Here is a 22,329-nt window from a genome sequence, read left to right as displayed (position 1 = left end):
CCCCACGGCGGCACCGTGGCTATCCGGCTCGTCGTGGTAATTCGGTTGCCACGAGTGGCCTATTGCAGGGGGATCGGCGTGCGGCAAGAGGGTGCGATCACGCAGTGGAACGACGAGCGGGGCTTCGGATTCATCACTCCGGTTTCCGGCGGATCCACAGTCTTCGTGCACGTCAGTGAACTGCCACGAGGTGTCCGCCCAGTCGTGGGAACGACTGTCACTTTCCTGCCGGGCCTGGACGACCGGCAACGGTTGCGTGCCACGAAGGTGCAGTTTCTGGTCTCCGCAGAACGCCTCAGCGTATGGGCCAGGCGCGGTGTGCCCATGGCCGCGGCCGTGGCCGTCGTCTTCTTGGTCTTGATCGGCGTCCTAGCCGCCTTCGAGGTCCTACCTGTGCTCGCAGTCGCGGTTTCAACGCTCATGAGTCTGTGTGCGTTTGCGCTGTACCGGGCGGACAAGTCGGCTGCGATTCAGGGCTCGCGGAGGACTCCGGAAAGAACCCTCCAGGCTGTGTCTCTGTTGGGCGGCTGGCCCGGCGCCCTGATCGCTCAGCGGGTATTCCGTCACAAGACCCGTAAGCAGCCGTTCCAGATGGTCTTCTGGTTTACCGTCATCGCGAACTGCTCAGTCCTCGCGTGGATTGCCATGGGCCGGCCCATCCCGTTCTGACGCGCGACAGATGCCGCCTTCCCACACGGTGCTCCTCGACTGCAACTCGGCGGACTGCTCCGTCGTGCCGGGGTGCCAGGCAAGCCGCAGAGGTCTCCCTCGCGCACCGCTGCAGATCCGTGCCTACTCGCGGTGACGCAGGAGGTTCACGACATGACCGTCTTGTGTTCGTACGAAGAAGCGGCGGACGCCCCACGGCTCGGTTGTGAGCGGGTGGACGATCTCCTACCCGCGACGAACGGCTTCGGCGTAGGCCTCATCGACATCGTCAACGGCGATCGAGATGGCTGGGGCATCGGACGCAGCGCCGTCTCGAGTGAGCAACTGTAGGTTGGCGCCCGAGGGAGCAATGTAGCGGGTCACCCAATCAAGGCCCAGGTCTTCGCGACGCAGACCCAGGTGATCGCCGTAGAAGTCGTCGGCTGCGGTGATGTCCGTGACCAGCACGTCCGGAATGATGCGCACTACCCTCCTCTTTGCGAGTGTGCCACGGCTGGGAGAGTGTTACGAGGGCCGGGCCCGGAGGTTCTCATCGGTGCGTCCGTCCTGATCGTCGCGGCATGTCCGGATGTTTCGGTGAGGGGCTATTCGTAGTGGGTCCACATCCTCAGGACGTGGACGACGTGGCGATCAGGGAGCACCTCATAGACAAGTCGGTGCTGGATGTTGATGCGCCGTGAGTAGCAGCCAGCGAGGTCGCCGACCAACTTCTCGTACTTGGGTGGCATGGTGAACGGATCCTGGGCCAGGACCTCCAGCAGGTGCTGCGCCTTCGTCTTCAGCCCTGAGGAGGCCAGCGTCTTGGCGTCCTTCTGGGCTTGGCGTGAGTACACCAGAGTCCAGGGACTCACCAGTCAAGCTCGGTCGAGCCCGCGTCGACGCCCTCCGCGCGGGCGCGACGGATGGAACCGGCCAACCCCGGTACCGACTCAAGGAACAGCGTCTCCTGGATGGCGAGCCAGTCCGCCTCGCCGATAAGCACGGCGTTGCCACGCTGACCGGTGATGGTCAGCGGCTCGGACTCTTCGTTGACCTGGTCAATCAACCGGTACAGGTTCGCGCGGGCAGACGTTGCGCTTACAGCAGTCATGGGTACCACCTCCACCAAGCAGCGTACGTTATGACGTACGTCCCTGCAAGTATGGACGGAAGATTCCAAGTCACGCTGCACCTGGCGCCTTATCCGCTCCAACTCCCAGTGCAGTGCGCGCGGTCGGCGGCAGATCAGGACGTTGATCGGATGGGTCAGGCTACTCGTGAGGCAAGGTCGTCCAGCTCTGCCCGGATCCTGGCAATCAACGCCCCTGCGGATTCGCCGGAACCCGCCAGTTGGGTCAGGAGAATGTCCCGAGCCAGTGTGGACACGGGGAGGCCGCGTCGTTCTGCGAGCCGCGTCAACGCCTCGAGTTCCTCGGCGTTCAGGCGAACCTGAAGCGTCTTGGCACGCTGGTGTCCGCGGGTCACCCTGCTTCCTGGCTCGAGGCCGGCATCTCGGTTGCGTTCGGCCGCTTCAGCTTCGGCCGCGATGAGATCACTGATCGACATCCAACTGTTCCTCTCGGTATCGGCGCTGGTCTGTACTGTTCGACGGCCACGCGTTGACTCCCCAGGTGGTCCCTTCATCCGGGAGCACGATGACCGTGATCAGCATGCTGGTCGTGGGTGACCAGCCGATGACCCGGATGGTTCTGCCCGAGTCAGACGAAGGATCTGGGTCGATGGCCAGCCTGTTCGGATCGGCGAAGGCCTCGTCGGCGACGTCCGGCGTCAGCCCGTGCTTTGAGATGTACTCGCCCCGGTGCCGCCAGTCGATGCCTTCACCCACAAACTCAGCGTACTACGCACGCACTACGTTATCCAGTGGTTCCCCGCCGCCGTGACATTCTCAATTCGGCATGAGCGGCAACGAATGCGCCTCGGGCCTTCCGTGGTTCGCTGCGCGACCCATCCGGCATTCTCACGCTCTCCATGGCTAGAACTTCCGTCTCCTGAACCGGCGACTAAACCCCATACTTGGGCCAACGCGTCGTAACAGGTGTGGAGGTACTCGTGTCCGAAGCCCAGCCCACCGTCGACGAGACGGCAGTGGGTTTCGACTCGTTCGTCCGCACCCGCCGCGCTGATCTCTGGCGGGCCGCGTGGCTGCTCACCGGCGACCGCGACAAGGCCGACGACCTGGTCCAGACCGCCCTCGGGCGCACCTACGGCCGCTACACGGTGCTCGCCAACGACGCCAAGTTCGAGGCCTACGTCCGCACCACCATCTACCGCACCTATGTGTCGTGGTGGCGGCGGAAGTGGAACGCCGAGCTGCCGTCGGACGACCTGCCCGACAGCCCAACGACGAGCGCGGACCAGGCGGTCAGTATGGACGTCGTCCGGGCCCTGGCCGCGCTGCCGAAGATGCAGCGCGCGGTGATGGTGCTGCGGTTCCTGGAGGACCGCACGGTCACCGAGGTGGCGGAGCTGCTCGGCATCGCCGAGGGCACCGTCAAGGCACACACCTCCCAGGGGCGCGCGGCTCTGCGCGCTTCGCTTCACCTGTCCGAGGAGGAACGGTCATGAGCGACGACCAGCTGTCCGAGATGTTCAAGCGCGACCTGCCCCGCCCGGGCGACGGCGCCTGGTCCGAGGACGCCCGCCGCCGCGCGGGTCGCCGGCGCGTGACTGTGGGCACGCTGGCCATGGTGGCCGCGCTCGCCGTCGTGAGCCCGTTCGCGCTGCAATTGATGAACAGGTCCAGCGACACCGCGGTGCCTGCGCCGCTGGGCACCGAGCCGGTCGCGACCGCTGCCGCGGACCGCGAGGCCGCGTGTTCCGGGGCGGGCGGGTCCACAGCCGACGAGCTGCCGGAGGAGGCCGTCCGGCTGTGGCTGTGCGACGAGCCGGGCGAGATCGGCTTCTCCCGCACCGGGCCGCAGGACCCGCTGACGCAGGGGGTCGACGAGGCCCTGGCCGCCTTCCAGGAGCTCCCGAAAGCAGACCCGAACCAGACCTGCACGGCGGAGTACACCCTGACCTACGTCGTGGTCGCCGAGGCCGCAGACGGCACGATGACGCCCGTGCGCGGCGAGCTGCACGGCTGCCGCAGCGTGGGCAACCGCTCCGGCGGTGGCGCGTTCCTCGACACGCTCGCCGGCCTGTGGCAGGCGCAGCGGGCCGCGAGCCCCGCGCCGACCTCCAGCCTCTCGTCGGAGCAGGTCTGCTCGTCCATCGGTGCCATCCTGCCGGCCACGGTCGACGGCGCCACGCAGGGTGCCCTGTGCCGCCCCGACGACGGCACCGGCGCCAAGAGCGAGGGTGTTGAGCTGCCGGCCGACGTGCTCCAGCGCGTCAAGGACGACGTCGCCGCCAACGCCGTCGACGGCGCCCTGGGCGAATGGGAACCCACCGCACGCCTGGTGCTCGCCAACGCGTGGGGCGAGTCCGTCACGCTGACCCGCTTCGCCAGCGGGAGCTACGTGGTGGGCAGCCAGGTCTGGCGCCCGAAGGGCGACCTCGCGGCAGAGCTCGACGCCCTCGTCGGCCAGCTCGGGAACCCCGTCACCCAGCAGCCGTACGTGCCGGAGCGGCCGGACTGCACCGCGGCCCGCAACACCGCTGCAGAAACCCCTGCGGTCATCGAGGGCGAGATCACCGGCGTCTACTTCTGCTTCGAGAGCCCCGAGGGCGGGCCGCGGCTGATCGCGCCCGGGGGCCTGTACGAGCCGGCGTTCGTGGAGCGCGCGGTGGCGGCGTTCAACGGACTCCCGGTGCTCGAGGGGGAGTGCGCCCTTCCTTCCGACGGCACCAGGCCCGAGGTGTATGTGGTGTATGCCGGCATGGAGGGCGACGTGGCGGCCGTGCGGGCGGACGGCTGCGGCCCGGCGACGGGCGCGGTCCAGAAGGACGGCGACCTCGTGGGCGTGCTGGTGGACCTGTTCCACGAACAGACCGGGGATGAGGGTGCCGGGATGTATTACGGCGCGCAGGAGCTGTGCCCGCGGGCTGATTCGCTGGTCCCGTTCAGCCCCGAGGTGGAGGGCGCGACCCAGATCGTGGCCTGCCTCGGCCCCGACGGCGCGCTGCCGGTGGACCTGCCGCAGGAGCTGGTCAAGGCCATCTCCGCCACGTTCGAGAGTGCCCCGCAGCCCGACGACTGGGCCGCCGGCGAGGGCACCTTGGTGTGGGTCAACAAGTACGGCGAGCCCATGACGCTGCTCCGCGGCGAGGACGGCTCGTTCGGTTGGATCGCCGACGGCCCGCGCGTGTGGACCCCGTCGGCGGACGTGCAGGCCCAGCTGGACCGCATCTTCGAGCTCTAGCAGCAGCACGCCGTCTGCGCCGGTGCTGTCCAGCGCGGGAGTCACGCCCGTGGACGCCTCCACCGCGTCGGCCAGATCCATCCGCGCACAGAACGCCACCGTCCGACCGACAAGCGCCACAACGACGGCCGATTCAACCGGCTGAAACCCCATCCGTTCAGCGGTGGACTCAATCACCGCTGACGGTGACGATGCCAAAAACTTCTCATTCATGGTCTTCCCCTTCCGGAAGATGCTGGGGTGCTGGTCAAGCACCCCCTGTTTGGATGACTCCGACCTACCGCCACCCACCGACAAATGGGGCTGTCAGGCCGTGGTTCCCACCGTCACGACCCGGTTAGGGGTCGTGACGGTGGGGAAGGGTATGTTCGTGCGCGGGGTGGTTCCTGGCTGGTCGCTCTTCCTGCGGTCCTCTGCAACTGAGATGCTGCAGACGATGATGAAGGCCACGGTCGACTCCGGCACCGGCAAGTCACTCAAGGGCGTGATGACCGGGGCCAAGACGGGCACCGCGCAGTGGGGCAAGGCGGGCGCCCTGCAGACCCACGCCTGGATGATCGCCTACAACGACAAGTACGCCGTGGCGTCGTTCGTCGAGGTGGGCGACAGCGGCGGGTCGACGGCGGCCCCGCTGATCCTCCAGCTGTTCCGGTAGCCGTACGCCAGGAGAGAAATCGGCGGAACACGGCCTTCCTGCAACCCCGAACCGTGCCACAGTTCGACCATGAACCTGAATCGTCGCACCCTCCTGCTCGCCGGTGGCGGTCTCTCGGCAGCCGCCGTCCTCGCCGCCTGTGGCGACAACAACCCGCTTTCGTCCGAATCGCCCACCGGCACCGCCCCCTCGGGTAGCCCGTCAGGTTCGGCCCCCGCCTCCGACGTCACTCTGACGCAGTGGTACCACGAGTACGGCGAGGCCGGCGTGAAGGAGGCCGTCGAGAAGTACGCGGCCGAGTACACCGGCGCCAAGGTCGAGGTGAGGTGGACCCCCGGCGAGTACGCCAAGATCCTCGCGGCCCAGCTGCTCACCGACGACGTCCCCGACGTCTTCGAGGTGGAGCAGGGCGGCAGCCTCGACATGATCCGTTCGGGTCAGCTCGAGCCCCTCAACGACATCATCGATCCGGTCAAGGACCAGTTCAACCCCGCCGTCATCAAGCGCTTCACGTTCGAGGACAAGATCTACGGCGTCCCGCAGACCATCGACATGCAGCTGCTGTACTACCGGCCCTCGCTGCTCGAGGCGAAGAACATCGCCGTGCCCACCACCTTCGAGGAGCTCGTCGCGGCCGCCAACGCCGTCAAGACCTCCGACATCGGCGGCTTCTTCGCCGGCAACGACGGCGGCGTCGGCGTGCTCGGCACCATCCTGCTGTGGGCCTCGGGCCACGAGCAGCTCAACGAGGAGCGCACCGAGGCCGCGTTCCTCACCGACGACTTCTACAACGCGCTGGTGGCCTACCGCGACTTCTCGAAGTCTGGCGGAGTCCTCCAGGCCGCGTCGGCCGAATGGTACGACCCGGGCGCCTTCGTCAACGGCGAGGCCGCGTTCCAGTGGGGCGGCCTGTGGTCGCTGCCCGCGATCAAGGAGGCCCACGGCGACGACGTCGGCGTCATCGCGTTCCCCGCGATCGGTGCCAAGGGACGCCCGGTGGTGCCGTTCGGCGCGTTCGGCGCCTGCGTCGCGGCGAAGGGCAAGAACGTCCAGGCCGCCAAGGACTTCGTCAAGTGGCTGTGGATCGACCAGGAGGACAAGCAGGTCGACTTCTCCAACGCCTACGGCACCCACGTGCCCGCCAAGGTCGCGCTGGTGCCCAAGGCCGACAAGCTCGCCGACGGCGCCGGTGCGGACGCCGCGAAGTACGTCGCCGAGAACGGCTTCACCAACGACATCATGTGGTCGGGTGCGCTGGGCGACGCGTTCAACGCCGCCGTCAGCAACGTCATCAAGAACGACGCCGACCCGAAGGCCGAGTTCGCCGGCTTCGCCGAGAAGGCCAAGACCGAGTTGGCCAAGCTGAAGGGCTAACCTGCCCGATGTTGAAGCGGCTGCGCGGACGCCAGGGACGCAACCTGTGGTTCCTGGCCTTCGTCGCGCCGTTCTTCCTGGGGCTCGCGGCGTTCGTGTACGTGCCCATCGCGTGGAGCGCGTACCTGTCGTTCTTCGACGCGCGCAACACCGTCACCCCCACCAAGTTCGTGGGGCTGGGCAACTACGCCTACCTGCTGCAGGACAAGCTGTTCCTCAACTCGCTGCTGGTGTTCGCGATCTTCGCGATCTTCATCGTGCCGCTCACCTACGTGTGCTCGCTGGGCCTCGCCCTGCTGCTGAATAACCTCAAGTACGGTCAGGCGTTCTTCCGGTCGGTGTTCTTCATCCCGACGGCGGTCAGCTACGTCATCGCCGCCATCATCTGGCGCTTCGTGTTCTTCAACGGTGCCCGCTTCGGCATGATCAACTCGTTCATCCGCAGCGCCGGCGGCGACCCGGTGAACTGGCTCGGCGGTGGGAACAACCTCTACTGGGTCGCGCTGGTGAGCGTCCGCCTGTGGCTGCAGGTGGGCTTCTACATGATCTTGTTCATCGCCGGCCTCAACCAGATCCCCCGCGAGACGTACGAGGCGGCAGCCCTCGACGGCGCCTCCGGTTGGCGGTTGCTGCGCTGGATCACGCTGCCCCAACTGCGGGCCGCGAGCGTCGCCGTCCTCATGCTGCTGTTCATCAACGCCTTCCAGGCCTTCGACGAGTTCTTCAACATGCTGAGCTCGATCGGCCAGTACCCGCCCTATGGTCGCCCCCCGCTGGTGCATCTGTACCTCATCGCCTTCGGCGGCGGCCAGCAGGATCTCGGCGTCGGCGGCGCGGGCACCATCATCCTCACCGCGATCATCGTGGTGTTCGGCCTCGGCCAGAACTGGGTACTCGGCCGCAACGAGCGGAGGGCCGCGCGATGAAGGGCAACCGGGTGCTGACGTCGGTGCGCTACGGCGTGCTGGTCGCGCTGGCGCTGCTGTTCCTGCTGCCGTTCTACGTGATCGTCCGCAACGCGTTCTCGACGCAGGGCAACATCACCGCCCCGCGCTGGAACTGGCTGCCCGACCAGTTCAACCTGACCAACCTCGACTCGCTGCTGGCCAACGACTCGATCGGCATCGGCCGGGCCATGCTCAACAGCGGGATCATGGCGGTGCTGCAGACCGGCGGCACCGTCGTCGTGTCCGTCATGGCGGGCTACGCGCTGGCCCGCTACACGCACCGGCTGGCGAAGTTCCTGCTCGGGCTGACGTTGTTCACGCTGATGGTGCCGGCGACGACGACGTTCCTGCCGATGTTCATCATGACGGCGCAGCTGGGCTGGGTCGACACCTTCCGGGGCCTGGTGATCCCGGGCATGTTCTCCGCGTTCGCGACCTACCTGTTCCGGCAGTTCTTCCTGGACTTCCCCGTCGAACTGGAGGACGCGGCGCTCGTCGACGGGTGCAACCCGTGGACGGCGTTCTGGCGGATCGTCGCGCCGAACTCCACCGGCATCATCGCGGCGGTGAGCACGATCATCCTGATCGGGTCATGGAACGCGTTCCTGTGGCCCACGTTGATCGGCCGCGACGCGACCCGCACGGTCCAGGTGGCGTTGAGCCAGTTCATGACCAGCCAGGGGGTGCGCTATCCGGAGCTGTTCATGGGGTCGCTGGTCGCGATCCTGCCGATGCTCGCGGTGTTCCTGTTCCTGCAGCGCTATCTGGTGCAGGGGCTGACGACGTCGGGCATCCGCTGAGCGTCCTTCGTGGGGCGCCGGCTTCGCGCGGGGGCCCCTCAGGAACCGGCTGCGGTCAGTGGGCGTCGGAGGCGCTGGCGAAGGTGCCCTCCGCGCGGCGGACGCCGTGGACCCGGTGCTTCGGGACCAGGTCGTCGAGAAAGCCGTAGCGCTCGAGCTTGCCCGCCGCCGACACGTCGCCGTCGGCCGCGCGGAGCTTCACGCACCTCCACCAGTCGGAGATGTCACCCCAGCCGGGGCCGCGAGCGACCCGCCGAACTGCTGCACCGCCAACGACGAACACAGCGACGCGAACGCCAACCGGTGCCCCAACGGCCAGCCGGCGAGCACGCCCAGCACCGACGCCGCCGCGAACACGTCCCCCGCGCCCGTGGTGTCGATCTCCTCCACCGGCACGGCAGGGCAGTAGGCCTCCTCGCCCGTCGTCGAGTCGACGGCGTACGCGCCGGCGGCGCCGTCGGTCACCATCGCGAGCGGTACCAGGTCGGCCAACGCGCGCACGGCGTCGCGTGGGGAGTCGGTGCGGGTGTAGTGCATGGCCTCGCCGGCGTTGGGTGAGAACGCGTAGCAGTGGCGCAGCGGCTCGAGCCGTGCCGGATCCCAGCGTTCGGTCTCGTCGTAGCCGATGTCGGCGAAGATCAGTGCGCCCTTGGCCGCCAGAGCGCCCCACCAGGCGGTCTCGCCGCCGAGGTCGACGACCGCCGCCTTCGTCGACGGCGCCAGGTCGATCAGCGTGTCCAGGGGTTCGGGCAGGTCGTGCCCGTGGGTGACCATGGCGCGGTCCCCCTCGGTGGCGATCGACACCGTCAGCGCGGAGTGGAAGTTCTCGAACCGCCGGGATGCCGACAGGTCGATGCTCTCCTGTCCCGACAGCGTGTCCCACATCCAGTCGGCGTAGGCGTCGTCGCCGAACCGGGGTCGCCGGGGCCGCCGGACACCCGCTGGATAGGCTTTCCGCGTCCGACGGCAAGGAGGCCAACAGATGGGTTCGACGACGGTGTTCCGGGTGGCCGCGGCGCTGCTCTTCACGACGATCGTGCTGGGTTCGGTGGTGTGCGCGACCGACTCGAGCTCGGCCTGCCCCGCGTGGCCGGTCTGCTACGCCGACCAGGTGGCGCCCCTCCCGCAGTTCGAGTGGCTGAACAACCCCGTCATCGAGTTCGTGCACCGGTTCATCGCGTTCCTTTCCCTGGTGTTCACGGGCTGGGCGGGGTGGCTTGGGCGCCGCTCCTCCGACGTGCGGGTCCGCGTGTTCCCCTGGGTGGCGCTGGGCCTGGCCGTCGGCTCCGCGGTGTTCGGGATGATGATCATCCTGTTCACCCTGCCGCTCGGCCTGGCCCTCATCGACGTGGGCGGCGCGATGGTCGCCATGACGCTGATGACCGTCGCGTCGGCTGCGGTGACTTCCCGGGTCGACGGTGGCTCGCCGTCGGTGCGACGCCTCGGCCTCGGCGCCCTCGTCGTGCTGATCTCCATGCACCTGCTGGGCATCGTCGTGGCGGGCGTGACGTCGGCGGGCACGGGCTCGTTCACGCGCTGCATCAGCTGGCCGCTGTGGCTGGTGCTCGACATCGACAAGTACCCGGCGCTGCAGGTGGCGCGCATCGTGATGGCTGCCGCGGCGCTCGTGCTGATCGCGGCGACGGTGGCGAAGGCCGCGCGCAGCCCCAAGCTGCGCATGCCCGCCGTCGTGCTGGCCGCGCTGACCGTCCTCGAGTTGGCGCTGGGGCTGCTGATCCGCGCCCAGGGGTTGGCGCTCACCCAGACCAACGGCATCAACGCCACGCTCGCGGTGCTGTACACCGCGCTGGCGTCGGGGATCGTGTGGGCACTGGGCTACCTCATCGGGCGGGCGGGATCCGTCGCCGGACGCTCGCCGGCGCCCACGGCCCCGGAGGCCGTCACGGGATCCGCTTGGTCCACTCCTCGGAGCTGAACTTCGTCTCCACGAGGTGCTTCGCCTTCGCCAGCTCATCCTCGGAGTACTCGCGGCGCTGCGTGGAGTAGAGCGACTCGAAGTGCTTCAGGAACGACGCCAGGATCTCGTCGCGGGGCATCTGGGTCTGCGAGCGCAGGGGGTCGACGCGCTTGTTGGCCGACTTCGTGCCCTTGTCAGACATCTTTTCGCGCCCGATGCGCAGCACTTCGAGCATCTTGTCGGCGTCGATGTCGTAGGCCATGGTCACGTGGTGCACGACGACGCCGCCAGTGACCCGTCGCTGGGCGGCGCCGGCGATCTTGCCCTTGTCCGAGGCGATGTCGTTGAGCGGCACGTAGCGCGCGTTGACGCCCAGTTCCTTCAGCGCGCCCAGCACCCACTGGTCCAGGAACTCGTAGGAGCGCTCGAAGCTGAGGCCCTCCACCAGCGACACCGGCACCACCAGCGAGTACGTGACGCAGTTGCCGGGTTCCATGAACATGGCGCCGCCGCCCGTGATGCGCCGCACCACGTTGATGCCGTGCCGGGCGCGGCCCTCGTCGTCGATCTCGTTCTTGTAGCTCTGGAAGGAGCCGATCACCACCAGCGGCTGGTCCCAGTCCCAGATGCGGAGGCTGGGGCGGATCTCGCCCTTCGCGAGCTCCGCGGCGAGCACCTCGTCGAGCGCCACGTGCATCCGCGGGTCCATGGAGACGGGGCCGATGACGTCGAACGTGTGGTCTGACCAGTCCGTGGCGTGCCCGAGGGCGCGGCGCACCGCGATGCCCACCGACTCGGGCGTGAAGCCGATCATCTGCGTCTCGGAGTGCAGCCGCGCGGTGATGGCTTCGGCCATCTCCACCACCGACGACGTGGTGGGCATGCCGAGCAGCGCGCCGTTGATGTCGTCCAGGGCCTCGTCGGGCTCGAGGAAGAAGTCGCCTGAGATGGCCACGCGGCTGAGCCTGCCACCCTGCTGTTCGACGTCGACCGCCACGAGTTTGCCGCCAGGAACCTTGTATTCGCCACGCATGTCGATGAGCTTACCCACCCGGGGTTGGGGCCCGTGGTGGCGGAGGGCTGAGTGAAGTTGTGCACCAAGTCCGCTGCACAACTCGACAACGCCTGGTGGGGTGGGCGGTCGCGACGGCGGGCTGAGTGAAGTTGTGCACCAAGTCCGCTGCACAACTCGACAACGCCTGGTGGGGGCAGCGGCCACGACGGTGGGCTGAGTGAAGTTGTGCACCAAGTCCGCTGCACAACTCCACTCTGCCTGGCCGGTTCGACGCGCGGGCAGCCGCGGCGCCCCGACTCACCGCCCCAACTCAGGCATTTCGCCGACCCTGTGCACCGAACGGCACCCTCGACGCGTGTTGGGGGTGACAGATCGCTCAACCAAGGAGGCACCGTGCATGCCGAAACACTCGCCATACCGGCTCCCGCCGCAGTTAGGGTGAGCCTTGTGAACGACGACGTCAGCGAGGCGACCCTCGGCTTCGAGGGGTTCGTGACGCAGCGGGGCCGGGGCCTCTGGCGCGCCGCGTGGTTGCTGACGGGCGACTCCCACCACGCCGAAGACCTCGTCCAGACCGCGCTTTCCAAGACCTTCACGCGCTACGGCGACTTCGGCAACGACGCCCAGTTCGAGGCCTACGTCCGCACCACCATCTACCGCACGTTCGTGTCGTGGTGGCGCAAGCTCAGTTGGCGCAACGAGAAGGCGGCCGAGTTCGTCGCGGATTCGGCCGCCCCCGAGACACCGCACGGCGTCAACCGCGACCTCGTCCGCGCCCTCGAGGAATTGCCCCGCATGCAGCGCGCCGTGCTCGTGCTGCAGTACTTCGAGGATCTCGCCACCGACGACATCGCCCAGCGCCTGGGTATCTCACCCGGCACCGTCAAGACCCATTCGTACCGCGGCCGCGCCGCACTGCGCGCCTCCAAGCACCTCGCAGGAAGGGGTGAGTGACATGAACGACGACTTCCATGATCTCTTCAAGCAATCGGTGCCGCAGGCACCCTCGCCCAACGGATGGGCCACCGCCGCCCGCCGCAAGCGCCGCAGCCGTCAGATGGTTGCGGGCAGTCTCTCGGCCGGGGTGGTGCTTGCGCTGGGGGTCCCGCTGGCGCTCAACCTGTCGTTGAGTGGGGCCGAGAACCTGGTGGCCTCCCCGGAGCCGACGGTGAGCTCAGCGGCGCCCACCACCTCCCCGGAGGAGACGCCTCAGCCCGCGCCCAGCGTGACCGCGCCGTCGCCGGAGGTGTCGCTCTCGACCCGACGCGACGGCCAGCCCGGAGCCGAGGTCTGCTACAACGAGGTCGACGAGCCGGTGGGCAGCTGGATCAACATCGGCACCATCGACACCGGTGCGGCCCGCGCCTGGCTCTGCACATCCGATTACGGCACGGTCGGCCCGCTGGAGCCGCTCGTCGTGGACGTCGACGGGCTCGTCGAGGCCCTCTACGCCCAGCCGCCGCTGACCGAGGCCGACGCCCCCGAGACCGCTCAGTCCTACACCGTGATCTTCGAGTACGACGACGGCCGCAAGGCCGCGTTCACCGGCGACATCCAGGACTCCACCGAACTCACCGACGGCGACACCAGCCTGCAGGGGAGCGAGGCGTTCTTCCGCGACGAGATCGAGGCCCGCTGGTTGGCGCAGCGCCAACAGCTCGGACGCCCCGTGGGCGAGTACGCGCCGGTGCAGGCGTGCCCAGTGACGTTCAACCAGGCGCTGTTCCCGGTCGAGCTGGACGAGGTGGTGGGCGGTTACGCCTGCGCCTTGGAGGCCGGGGAGCCCACGAAGAACGTGGAGCTGCGTGAATCCGTGGCTGCTCAGATCGGGGCGGAGGCCCTGGCCAACTCCGTCCCCACCGAGGCCGCAGACAGCGACGACGCCGGGCAGCGCACCCTGGTGCTGCGCAACGTGTGGGGCGACGAGCTGCGGCTCGAGCAGCGCGGCGACGGCTACGAGTTCCGCGGCGAGACCAGCCTCATGCGCTGGACCCCCGCGCCGGAGTTCGCCGCCGAGCTCGACGCCCTCTTCGCCGGGTAGGCCGCCGAGGCGCCGGCGACGCCCGGCCCGCCGTCGACGCCCGGCCCGCCGTCGACGCCCGGCCCGCCTTCGGGGGTGGAGGCAGAGTGAAGTTGTGCAGCGGACTTGCTGCACAACTTCACTCTGCCCAGCCCGGGAGCGCCGCCCCCAGCCGGGCGTTGTTGAGTTGTGCAGCGGACTTGCTGCACAACTTCACTCTGCCCGGCCCGATGCCGATGCCCCTACCCGCGCCCCCCTGTCCGCCACGCCCCGCCCCACCCAGCCCAACCGACCGCTTCTCCATGACAACCTCCCGCGACCCCCACCGCGTCGTTAGGGTGAGGAGGTGGCCATGCAGGGCATCGAAGCGTTCATCGCCCACCGTGGTGGCGACCTCCTCCGCGCCGCGTGGGTGCTCACCGGCGACTCCCATCACGCGGAAGACCTCCTCCAAACCGCGTTGGCGAAGTCGTTGGGCGCCTACGACAACCTGGCCAACGACCACAAGTTCGAGGCCTATCTCCGCACCACCATGTACCGCACGTACATCTCCTGGTGGCGACGGCTCAGCTGGCGATCCGAGATCCCCAGCGAGGTCCCCGACGACGACCAACCCGCCGCGGACGCCACCGCCGAGCTCCGGCTCGACGTGCTGCGCGCCCTGGCCACCCTTCCCCGCATGCAGCGGGCGGTGGTGACCATGCGCTACGTCGAGGACCGGCCCATCGCGGAGGTGGCCGAGGCACTGGGCATCAGCCAGGGCGCGGTGAAGAAGTACGCCCATCGAGCGTGCGCCGCCCTCCGGGAGTCGACGCACCTCACGCCCCAGGAGGCTTGAGATGAACGACGACGACATCAGGGACGCACTCAACCGCGCCGCCCCCCACCCCACTGTCCCCGCAGGTCTGCTCCGGGGGGCGCTCCGCCGCCGTCGGCGCACCCGTGGGCTGGTCGCCGCCGGTGCCCTCGCGCTGGCCGGGGCGCTGATCGTGCCGCTGGCGCTGAACCTGGGCAACGGCGCCGGCCCGGTGGCCGAGCCCGCCTCCGCGCCGGTGACCGACGCGGTGGCCGAGGTCGCCGAATCCGCCCAACCCCCCGTCGAAGAGGCAGCCCCGGAAGCAGAGGCTACGCCTGAGGCCGCCTCCGGCGAGGGGTCCGTCACGGTCTCCCCGGAGTTCGCCGCCACGCGCTCCCTGGAGCTGGGCTGGGACGTCATCCAGGCAGCCGATGGCCCCAACCGCGTCGTGTCGCCCTCATCCCTGGTCATGTCGCTGGTGCAGGCGGCCGAGGGTGCCGAGGGCGCATCGCTGGCCAGCATCGACGACACCCTCGGCCTCACCGGCGACTCCCGTGCCGCCTCATTCGCCGCCCTCCGGGAGCAGCTGCTGCCCTACGACTCCCTCCCCGCAAGCGTCGACGCCGACGACCCGCCCGAGACCCCCGTCGTGCATCAGGCCAGCCGGGTGCTGGCCATCGACTCTGAGCTGAAGCAGCCGTTCCTCGAGCGCATCGCCCTCTTCTACGACGCCCAGGCCGAGTCCACCACCTTCGACGACGCCAAGGCCAACCTCGACGCCTGGGCCACCAAGCACACCGCCGGCCTCATCGAGCAGTCCGCGATCGAGCCGAAACCCGATTTCGTGGCGGTCCTCCAGGACGCCCTGCTGTTCGCCGCCGCCTGGCGCGACGAGTTCCGCTACGAGCAGCCCATCAGCTTCATCACCCCGGCGGGGCCCAAGACGGTGGAGGGGGTCTCGGACGTCCTGCCGGTCGCCTACGCCGAGGGGGAGCGCTGGACGGCCGTGCGGCTCCCGTACGACGACAACCTCGCCGCCGACGTCATCCTCCCGACGGCGGGGGTGGCCCCCGAAAGCCTCACCGTCGAGGAGCTCGAGGCCGCCCGCGCGGCCCTGGATGCCGCCGCGCCCGCTCCCATCGGCGTCACCATGCCCACCCTGGAACTGACCGCCAAGACCGACCTCCTGAACGCGCTGCCCCAGCTGGACCTGTCCAACCTCAACGGCATCTTCGACGGCGGCTTCGCGGGGCAATGGGTGCAGCAGACCAAGCTGATCGTCACGGCCCAGGGCACGGTCGGCGCGGCGCTGACCGAGATGGCCGTCTTCACGAGCAGCGGGGGCTCCGCGGAGCGCGAGTTCATCGTCGACCGCCCGTACGTCTTCCGCGTCTCCGACATCCGCACCGGCTGGCCGCTCTTCGTGGCCGCCATCTCCGACCCGAGCGAGGAATCATGAACATCCGCTTGCTGAGCCTCATCGCTGCCCTCGCCCTCACCGCCTGCGCCCAACCCGCCCCGGCGATCAACGCAGGCGAGGCGAAGGGCGCCGTCGCCGTCCTCGACCTGCCCTACGAGTCAACGCCCTCCGTCGACGAGGCGGCCGACGCCTCCGAGGCGCTCGGCTGGCTCGCCGTCCAGAACGGCGAGGGCCTCAACCGGGTGGTCTCGCCGTCGTCCCTGTCCATGTCCCTCGTTCAAGCTGCTGAAGGCGCTCGGGGCGCGTCGCTCGAGAGCATCGACGACGCCCTCGGCCTCGCCGGCGACCACAGGGCCCGCGCCTTCGGGGCCCTCCGCCAATCCCTCCTCGAGTACGACGACCTCCCCAGCAAGGTGGATGCCGACGACCCGCCCGAGACCCCCGTGGTGCACCAGGCCAGCCGGGTGCTGGCCGTCGACTCCGAGCTCCAGCAGCCCTTCCTGGACCGCCTCTCCGAGTTCTACGACGCCCCTGCCCAACAGGTGACCCTCGCCGACGCCAAACCCAACCTGGACGCCTGGGTCAAGAAGCACACCGCCGGCCTGATCCCGCAATCCGCCGTGACGCCCGACGGCTCCACCGTGGCCGTCCTCCAGGACGCGCTTCTGTTCGCCGCCGCCTGGGCGCAGGAGTTCACGGGCGAGCCGGCCATCCCGTTCGACACCCCCGACGGAGTGACGCCCGTGGACGGGCTCGCGGGCACCTTCTCCCTCCCCTTCGCCGGGGGTGAGCGCTGGACGGCCGTGCGGCTCCCGTACGACGACGCCCTGGCGGCCGACGTGATCCTGCCCCGCCCCGGCGTCGACCCCTTGGAGCTGACCGAGCGTGAGCTCGCCGAGGCCCGGTTCGTGCTGGCGCAGGCTGAGCCGGAGCCGGTGGACGTCACCATGCCGGCCTTCGACCTCACCGCCAAGACCAACCTGCTCACCGCCCTCCCGAACATCGACCTATCCGACCTCGGTGGCATCTTCCCGGGCGGCTACGCGGATCAGTGGGGTCAGCAGGCGAAGCTGATCGTGACAGCCAAGGGCACCGTCGGCGCCGCCGTGACCGAGGTGGTCGTCGCTGCGAGCGGCACCTCGCAAGAACCACGAGCCTTCAAGGTCGACCGCCCGTACGTCTTCCGCGTGCTGGACACCCGCACCGGCTGGCCCCTGTTCCTGGCGGCCATCTCCAACCCGAGCGAGGAATCATGAACATCCGCTGGCTGAGCCGGGCAGCGCTCCTCATCACGGCCCTCGCCCTCACCGCCTGCTCCCAACCCACCGCCGAACCCATCGCGACGGAGGTCAAAGGCGCCGCAGCCGTCCTCGACCTTCCCCTCGACACCACCCCCAACGTCGACGAGGCGGCCCGCGTCTCCCAGGAGGTCGCCTGGCGCGTCATCCAGAACACCGAAGGCGACAACCGCCTCACCTCCCCGAGCTCCCTCAGCATGTCCATGGCCCAGGCCGCCGAGGGCGCGCAGACCGTCTCGCTGCAGAGCTTCGACGACATCCTCGGCCTCACCGGCGACGACCGCGCCAAGGCGTTCGGCGCCCTCCGGCAAGCCCTCGCCCCGTACGACTCCCTCCCCGACGAGGTGGACGTCGACGACCCGCCGGAGAGCCCCGTCGTCCATCAGTCCAGCCGCGTCCTCGCGGTGGACGCGACGTTGGAGCAGCCCTTCCTCGACCGCCTGGCCGAGTTCTACGACGCGGCCGCGGTGCAGTCCCCGCGCGCGGAGGCGCAGGCCAGCCTCGACGAGTGGGTCAACCTCCATACGGCCGGCCTCATCGAGAAGTCGGGCGTCAAGGTCAAGCCCGACACGGTCGCCGTGCTGCAGGACGCCGTCCTGTTCGCCGCCGCGTGGCGCACGCCGTTCGAGCAGGAGCGCAAGGTCCCGTTCACCGGCCCGGCCGGGGCGGGTGAGGTGGACGGCGTGAGCGGCCTCGTCACGGCCCGCCTCGCCGAGGGCGACGGTTGGACCGCCGTGCGGCTGCCCTACGACGACAACCTGGCCGCCGACGTCGTGCTCCCTGACGAGGGGACGGGCCCGGAGGAATTGGCCGCGGAGGACCTCGAGGCAGCGACCGCCGCCCTCAACGACGCCTCGGAGCAGCAGGTGATGGTGGTCATGCCGTCGTTCGACCTCAAATCCAAAACGGACCTCATGGAGGCCCTCCCTGAGATCGACCTCAGCGACCTCAGCGGCATTTTCCCCGGCGGCTACGGCGAACAGTGGGTGCAGCAGGTGATCCTCCAGGTCAGCGCGAAGGGCACCGTGGGCGCGGCCGTCACCGAGTTGGCGGTGGCGGAGAGCGCCCCCATGCTCGACGGCGTGTTCGAGGTGGACCGCCCGTATGTGTTCCGCGTGCTGGACACCCGCACCGGCTGGCCGTTGTTCCTCGCCAGCATCGCCGATCCCGCCGCCGCAGGCTGAGCCGCCGGGGGCTGGTCGAAGGACGCGGAGCGGTGGACGACACCGCCCCCACCCCTCCTGGAACACGCCCCATAGGCTGGTTCCATGACCTACCCCCACACCCGCCGCGACGACACCGTCGACAACCTCCATGGCACCGCCGTCCCTGATCCGTACCGCTGGCTCGAGGACGCCGACAACCCGGAGGTGCAGGAGTGGGTGGCGGCGCAGCGCGACTTCACCGAGGCCCAACTCCAGCACCTCCCCGCCCGCGGCTGGTTCACGGAGCTGATGGGCCGCATCGTCGCGCGCCCCCGGGCGGGCGTGCCGCTGAAGCGCGGCGGCCGCTGGTTCGTCAGCCGCAACGACGGCACCAGCGCGCAGGACCTCTGGTACACCGCGCCCACGCTCGAGGAGCTGGTCGACGGGGGAGAGGTCGTCCTGGACCCCAACACGTGGAGCGATGACGGCACGTCCTCGCTGTCCACCTTCACCGTCGCCCGCGACGGCTCGCTGATGGCCTACGCCCGCAGCGACGGCGGCTCGGATTGGCAGCACATCCGCACCCGCGACCTCCGCACCGGCGAGGACCTCGACGGCGAGGTCACCGCGAAGTTCTCCAGCCCCGCCTGGCTGCCGGACAACAGCTCGTTCCTGTACACCACGTTCGACGAGGCCGACGACGCCCGCGGCACCGCGACGGCCGGCCTCGGGGTGGCCCGCCTCATGATCCACCGCCCCTGCGGCGACGACGAGCTGCTGCTGACCTTCCCCGACGAGCCGCACACCATGGCCAGCGGCGAGGTCAGCCACGACGACAACTGGCTCGTCGTGAGCATCTTCCGCGGCACGGAGAACGTCAACCGCCTGTGGGTCTACCCGATCACCACGGCGGACGGCCGCTCCACCCTCGGCGAGCCCGTCAAGCCCCTCGACACGGCCGACGCCGAGTACACCTTCATCCGCACCGACGGCGGCCACCTGTACCTGCATACCGACCTCGATGCCCCGCTGGGCCGGGTCATCCGCATGAACGTGGCCGGCGGTGAACTGAGCGAGGTCGTCCCGGAATCCGACGCCACGCTCTCCGCCGTCGAAGCCTCGGGGGACGGCATACTCCTGGCCTACCTCGACGACGCCCAGCATCGCGTCGAGTACCGCAACCTCGACGGCTCCAGCCCGCGCCCCGTCGACCTCCCGGCGGGCGCCCTGGTGGCCCTTGACTCCTCCCCGGTGCGCGACGAGGCCTTCGTGGGCCTCAGCACCATCGCCACCCCCACCGCGTCCTTCCACGTGCCGCTGCCGGTCGCCGAGCCTGCCCCTGCGACGGAGGAGCCGGGCAGGCCGAAGGGCCCCCACGCCCTCCCCGCCGAGCCCATCGCCCTCACGGCGGCCTCCGAACGGTTCGCGCCGTCCTTCACCGTGGAGCGACACCGCGCGCCCAGCGCCGACGGCACGCCTGTCCCGTACTTCCTCATCACCCCCGACGACGACCACTCGGGCCCCCGTCCCACGCTCCTCTACGGCTACGGCGGCTTCAAGATCCCCGTCCTCGCCGACTACCGCCCCGGCTGGTCCGCGTGGCTGGCGGCCGGGGGAGCGCTCGCGATCGCCAACCTGCGCGGCGGCGGTGAGTTCGGCACCCGTTGGTACGACGACGGCCGCCTGGCCAGCAAGCAGCGCGTGTTCGACGACTTCATCGGGGTGGCCGAACACCTCATCTCCGCGGGCGTCACCACCTCGAAGCAGCTGGCGATCTACGGCCGCTCCAACGGCGGCCTCCTCGTCGGCGCCGCGCTCACGCAGCGCCCCGACCTGTTCGCCGCGGCGATGCCCACCGTCGGCGTGCTGGACGTGCTGAGGTTCCACAAGTTCACGATCGGCTCGGCGTGGATCAGCGACTACGGCGACCCCGACACCCCCGAGGGCTTCGACGCGGCCTACGCCTACTCGCCGCTGCACCGCCTCAAGGAAGGCACCCAGTACCCGCCGACGATGATCCTCACCGCTGACCACGACGACCGGGTGGTGCCGCTGCACAGCTTCAAGTTCGCGGCGGCCCTGCAGGCCGTGTCGCCCGCCGAGGCGTGGCTCCGGGTGGAGACGTCAGCCGGTCACGGTGCGGGGAAGTCGTTGCAGATGGTCGCCAGCGAGTGGGCGGACCTGCTGGCCTTCGCCGCTCACCACACCGGCCTCGTCCCCTGAGCCAGTTGCTCTGTGACTGGTCGATGGGCTCTAGGCGCGCCCGCCGGCCTAACTCAGCGCCTCCACGACAGCCGCAGCAATCGCGTCCTGCGCCTCAGCCGACAACGACGTGCCGTCGCCCAAACCAGGCTGGCCCGCACTCACGAAGACCCCGTCGACGGCATCCAGCGCCGCGCTGATGCTGCGCCCGTGCAGCGTCAGCCAGTACTCAGCCACATCCTCCGTGGTGACTGGCGCGATGCCGACGATCTCGGCGTCCGGTAGTGCCTCCCGCAAGGAGGCGTAGTACGCGTCGGCACCGGGCCTGATGCTGTAATCACCGTCAGCGACCCCACCGAACGTCACGACGACGTCAGGATCAGCGTCGGCGACCAGGCCGACGGAGCGGGCGAAGTCCGCACACGGGGTGAAGTCGCACGCCCGGGGCGCCGTGATGTAGCCGCGGCCGGGGGAGGAGAAATTGACCACCTCACCCCAGCCCAGCGCCTCTGCGGCGGTGGTCACCCAGGTGTCGTCGCCGATGGAGTACGAATCGCCGATGACCACGACGGTGGGACCGCCGACGGCCGGCGACTCAGACGCACTCGGCTCCGGCGACGTCTCGACGACGGCCGGCGGCACACCCTCACTCACGTCTGCGGTCGGCGACGGGGTGGCTGGCTCCGAGACGACCACCGACGGCGGCGAAGACTCAATCACCGGATCCGACGACGGGGTCACCGCAGCGGAGGAGGTCCCGCCCGGGGCCGGCTCGGCCTCGATAGGCCGATTCATCAGCAAGGCAGCGGCGGCCAGGACGACGGCGAGCACGCCGAGCACGATCAAGCCGATGATGCTCAGCCTGCCGAAATCACGGGGAGTGCGCATGACCCTGTCTTCCTGTCATCGAAATTCACGGAACGCCTTAGAGGCTAGTGCACGTTGCCACCGACGGCGTGAACCCGGCCCCGAGTCGGCTACCCGGGGCACTTCGGGTTAGGGTAGACAAAGCGGTGACCCGTCGCCGCCATAACATCCCCTGTGAACAAACGGATAAGGCTCCGGATCGGTCTGGAGCGCCCTGGCTGGACAAGGAATCATCAATGGAGTTGCAGCAGTACCTGCAGATCGCTCGCCGATACTGGAGGAGCACGCTGGCAACCGTATTCCTGTGTATCGCCCTGGCAGCCGGCTTCACGTTGCTGCAGAGCCCCACGTACACCGCCACCTCCTCGGTGTTCATCGCTGTGGAGAGCGGCGGCACAGCCGGCGAACTGTCCCAAGGCGCGACGTACGCCGAACGCCAGGTGGGTTCATTCGTCTCCGTCGCCACCTCTGCCCTGGTGCTCCAGCCGGTCATCGACGAGCTCGGCCTCGATCTGTCGGTCAAGCAACTGGGCGAGAAGTTGGCGATCTCCTCCCCGACTGCGACGTCGATCATCAAGGTTGCCGCCGAGGACGGTTCGCCTCAAGGGGCGGCAGAGTTGTCGAATGCGGTGGCGGCTAGCCTGCAAAGCTCGACCGAGGCACTCGCACCGGCCGGCCCCGACGGCACCCGCCTGGTGAGCGCCACGGTGATCGACGCGGCGGTGGCGCCCGCTTCACCGTCCGCTCCCCGCCCGGCGATGAACCTCGCGCTCGGCGCGCTCTTGGGCCTCCTGCTCGGATTCGGGCAAGCAGTGCTGCGCAGCGTCCCGTGATGCCTCATGTCAATACCTCCGGGTGAACTGATCGTTGCCTCAGCAGTGAACCTCCGGTTCGCCAGG

General features: G+C 69.2%; 25 protein-coding genes. 16 read left to right on the top strand and 9 right to left on the bottom strand.

The window, feature by feature from the left end; genetic code table 11:
• Positions 1-15 precede the first annotated feature (15 nt).
• Positions 16-669, top strand: coding sequence for a cold shock and DUF1294 domain-containing protein (locus tag ABEA30_RS03980; protein WP_345579312.1), 654 nt, complete (start codon positions 16-18; stop codon positions 667-669).
• Between the two features lie 225 nt (positions 670-894).
• Here the strand turns inward: ABEA30_RS03980 and ABEA30_RS03975 are convergent, their stop codons facing one another.
• The 5 genes from ABEA30_RS03975 to ABEA30_RS03955 all read right to left on the bottom strand — a co-directional run bounded on the left by ABEA30_RS03975 (position 895) and on the right by ABEA30_RS03955 (position 2,494).
• Entirely contained in the window at positions 895-1,134 is a 240-nt protein-coding gene (locus ABEA30_RS03975) for a VOC family protein (RefSeq protein WP_345579309.1), read from the bottom strand.
• 119 nt (positions 1,135-1,253) lie between these two features.
• Positions 1,254-1,520, bottom strand: a complete 267-nt coding sequence (locus ABEA30_RS03970) for a Txe/YoeB family addiction module toxin (RefSeq protein WP_345579306.1) — start codon at positions 1,518-1,520, stop codon at positions 1,254-1,256.
• The gene (locus ABEA30_RS03965; protein ID WP_345579303.1) at positions 1,517-1,759 is read right to left on the bottom strand and encodes a type II toxin-antitoxin system Phd/YefM family antitoxin; all 243 of its coding nucleotides are present in this window, start codon (positions 1,757-1,759) and stop codon (positions 1,517-1,519) included. Before ABEA30_RS03965 ends, ABEA30_RS03970 begins: the two co-directional genes overlap by 4 nt.
• Positions 1,760-1,914: 155 nt before the next feature.
• A complete protein-coding gene (locus ABEA30_RS03960) occupies positions 1,915-2,214 on the bottom strand; it encodes a ribbon-helix-helix protein, CopG family (RefSeq protein WP_345579300.1) in 300 nt (99 codons plus the stop codon).
• Entirely contained in the window at positions 2,201-2,494 is a 294-nt protein-coding gene (locus tag ABEA30_RS03955) for a BrnT family toxin (protein WP_345579297.1), read from the bottom strand. The genes ABEA30_RS03960 and ABEA30_RS03955 overlap by 14 nt, the downstream gene beginning before the upstream one ends.
• Before the next feature lie 224 nt (positions 2,495-2,718).
• Between ABEA30_RS03955 and ABEA30_RS03950 the strand changes: the two genes are divergently transcribed.
• The 6 genes from ABEA30_RS03950 to ABEA30_RS03925 all read left to right on the top strand — a co-directional run bounded on the left by ABEA30_RS03950 (position 2,719) and on the right by ABEA30_RS03925 (position 8,749).
• The gene (locus ABEA30_RS03950) at positions 2,719-3,234 is read left to right on the top strand and encodes a SigE family RNA polymerase sigma factor (protein WP_345579294.1); all 516 of its coding nucleotides are present in this window, start codon (positions 2,719-2,721) and stop codon (positions 3,232-3,234) included.
• The gene (locus ABEA30_RS03945; RefSeq protein WP_345579291.1) at positions 3,231-4,973 is read left to right on the top strand and encodes a hypothetical protein; all 1,743 of its coding nucleotides are present in this window, start codon (positions 3,231-3,233) and stop codon (positions 4,971-4,973) included. Before ABEA30_RS03950 ends, ABEA30_RS03945 begins: the two co-directional genes overlap by 4 nt.
• Positions 4,974-5,343: 370 nt before the next feature.
• A complete protein-coding gene (locus tag ABEA30_RS03940; RefSeq protein WP_345579288.1) occupies positions 5,344-5,628 on the top strand; it encodes a penicillin-binding transpeptidase domain-containing protein in 285 nt (94 codons plus the stop codon).
• A 69-nt stretch (positions 5,629-5,697) separates the two neighbouring features.
• Positions 5,698-7,002, top strand: a complete 1,305-nt coding sequence (locus ABEA30_RS03935) for an ABC transporter substrate-binding protein (protein ID WP_345579285.1) — start codon at positions 5,698-5,700, stop codon at positions 7,000-7,002.
• 8 nt (positions 7,003-7,010) lie between these two features.
• Positions 7,011-7,928 (top strand): carbohydrate ABC transporter permease, encoded by a 918-nt coding sequence (locus ABEA30_RS03930; RefSeq protein ID WP_345579282.1) that lies wholly within the window; start codon positions 7,011-7,013, stop codon positions 7,926-7,928.
• A complete protein-coding gene (locus tag ABEA30_RS03925; RefSeq protein ID WP_077343552.1) occupies positions 7,925-8,749 on the top strand; it encodes a carbohydrate ABC transporter permease in 825 nt (274 codons plus the stop codon). Before ABEA30_RS03930 ends, ABEA30_RS03925 begins: the two co-directional genes overlap by 4 nt.
• A 55-nt stretch (positions 8,750-8,804) precedes the next feature.
• On the opposite strand, the gene ABEA30_RS03920 is transcribed toward ABEA30_RS03925, so the two are convergent.
• Positions 8,805-8,951: a hypothetical protein gene (locus ABEA30_RS03920; RefSeq protein ID WP_345579274.1), complete on the bottom strand. Its 147-nt coding sequence runs from the start codon at positions 8,949-8,951 to the stop codon at positions 8,805-8,807.
• On the bottom strand, positions 8,948-9,634 hold the full coding sequence (locus tag ABEA30_RS03915; RefSeq protein WP_345579271.1) for a carbohydrate kinase family protein: 687 nt from the start codon (positions 9,632-9,634) through the stop codon (positions 8,948-8,950). The genes ABEA30_RS03920 and ABEA30_RS03915 overlap by 4 nt, the downstream gene beginning before the upstream one ends.
• 97 nt (positions 9,635-9,731) lie before the next feature.
• Here ABEA30_RS03915 and ABEA30_RS03910 point away from each other — a divergent pair, with 97 nt between their 5' ends.
• Complete coding sequence (locus ABEA30_RS03910; RefSeq protein ID WP_345579268.1) at positions 9,732-10,685, top strand: COX15/CtaA family protein; 954 nt, start codon at positions 9,732-9,734, stop codon at positions 10,683-10,685.
• Here the strand turns inward: ABEA30_RS03910 and ABEA30_RS03905 are convergent.
• Positions 10,651-11,700 (bottom strand): lipoate--protein ligase family protein, encoded by a 1,050-nt coding sequence (locus ABEA30_RS03905; RefSeq protein ID WP_345579265.1) that lies wholly within the window; start codon positions 11,698-11,700, stop codon positions 10,651-10,653. The two genes, ABEA30_RS03910 and ABEA30_RS03905, sit on opposite strands and share 35 nt — an antisense overlap.
• 429 nt (positions 11,701-12,129) lie before the next feature.
• Between ABEA30_RS03905 and ABEA30_RS03900 the strand changes: the two genes are divergently transcribed.
• From ABEA30_RS03900 to ABEA30_RS03870, 7 genes are all read left to right on the top strand, one after another.
• Positions 12,130-12,636, top strand: coding sequence for a SigE family RNA polymerase sigma factor (locus tag ABEA30_RS03900; protein WP_345579262.1), 507 nt, complete (start codon positions 12,130-12,132; stop codon positions 12,634-12,636).
• A gap of 1 nt (position 12,637) precedes the next feature.
• On the top strand, positions 12,638-13,723 hold the full coding sequence (locus tag ABEA30_RS03895) for a hypothetical protein (RefSeq protein ID WP_345579260.1): 1,086 nt from the start codon (positions 12,638-12,640) through the stop codon (positions 13,721-13,723).
• A 331-nt stretch (positions 13,724-14,054) separates the two neighbouring features.
• Entirely contained in the window at positions 14,055-14,540 is a 486-nt protein-coding gene (locus tag ABEA30_RS03890; RefSeq protein WP_182766254.1) for a SigE family RNA polymerase sigma factor, read from the top strand.
• A 1-nt stretch (position 14,541) separates the two neighbouring features.
• Positions 14,542-15,957 (top strand): serpin family protein, encoded by a 1,416-nt coding sequence (locus tag ABEA30_RS03885; RefSeq protein WP_345579254.1) that lies wholly within the window; start codon positions 14,542-14,544, stop codon positions 15,955-15,957.
• Entirely contained in the window at positions 15,954-17,174 is a 1,221-nt protein-coding gene (locus tag ABEA30_RS03880) for a serpin family protein (RefSeq protein ID WP_345579251.1), read from the top strand. The genes ABEA30_RS03885 and ABEA30_RS03880 overlap by 4 nt, the downstream gene beginning before the upstream one ends.
• Positions 17,171-18,400, top strand: a complete 1,230-nt coding sequence (locus tag ABEA30_RS03875) for a serpin family protein (RefSeq protein ID WP_345579248.1) — start codon at positions 17,171-17,173, stop codon at positions 18,398-18,400. Before ABEA30_RS03880 ends, ABEA30_RS03875 begins: the two co-directional genes overlap by 4 nt.
• Positions 18,401-18,484: 84 nt before the next feature.
• Complete coding sequence (locus tag ABEA30_RS03870) at positions 18,485-20,584, top strand: prolyl oligopeptidase family serine peptidase (protein WP_345579245.1); 2,100 nt, start codon at positions 18,485-18,487, stop codon at positions 20,582-20,584.
• A gap of 48 nt (positions 20,585-20,632) precedes the next feature.
• On the opposite strand, the gene ABEA30_RS03865 is transcribed toward ABEA30_RS03870, so the two are convergent.
• Positions 20,633-21,451, bottom strand: a complete 819-nt coding sequence (locus ABEA30_RS03865; RefSeq protein ID WP_345579242.1) for an SGNH/GDSL hydrolase family protein — start codon at positions 21,449-21,451, stop codon at positions 20,633-20,635.
• A 215-nt stretch (positions 21,452-21,666) separates the two neighbouring features.
• Between ABEA30_RS03865 and ABEA30_RS03860 the strand changes: the two genes are divergently transcribed.
• On the top strand, positions 21,667-22,263 hold the full coding sequence (locus tag ABEA30_RS03860; protein ID WP_345579239.1) for a YveK family protein: 597 nt from the start codon (positions 21,667-21,669) through the stop codon (positions 22,261-22,263).
• Positions 22,264-22,329: the final 66 nt, after the last annotated feature.

It is taken from the genome of Tessaracoccus lubricantis (genome assembly GCF_039544535.1).
Classification (GTDB): Bacteria; Actinomycetota; Actinomycetes; order Propionibacteriales; family Propionibacteriaceae; genus Arachnia; species Arachnia lubricantis.
This window is presented reverse-complemented; position numbering and strand designations above follow the sequence as displayed.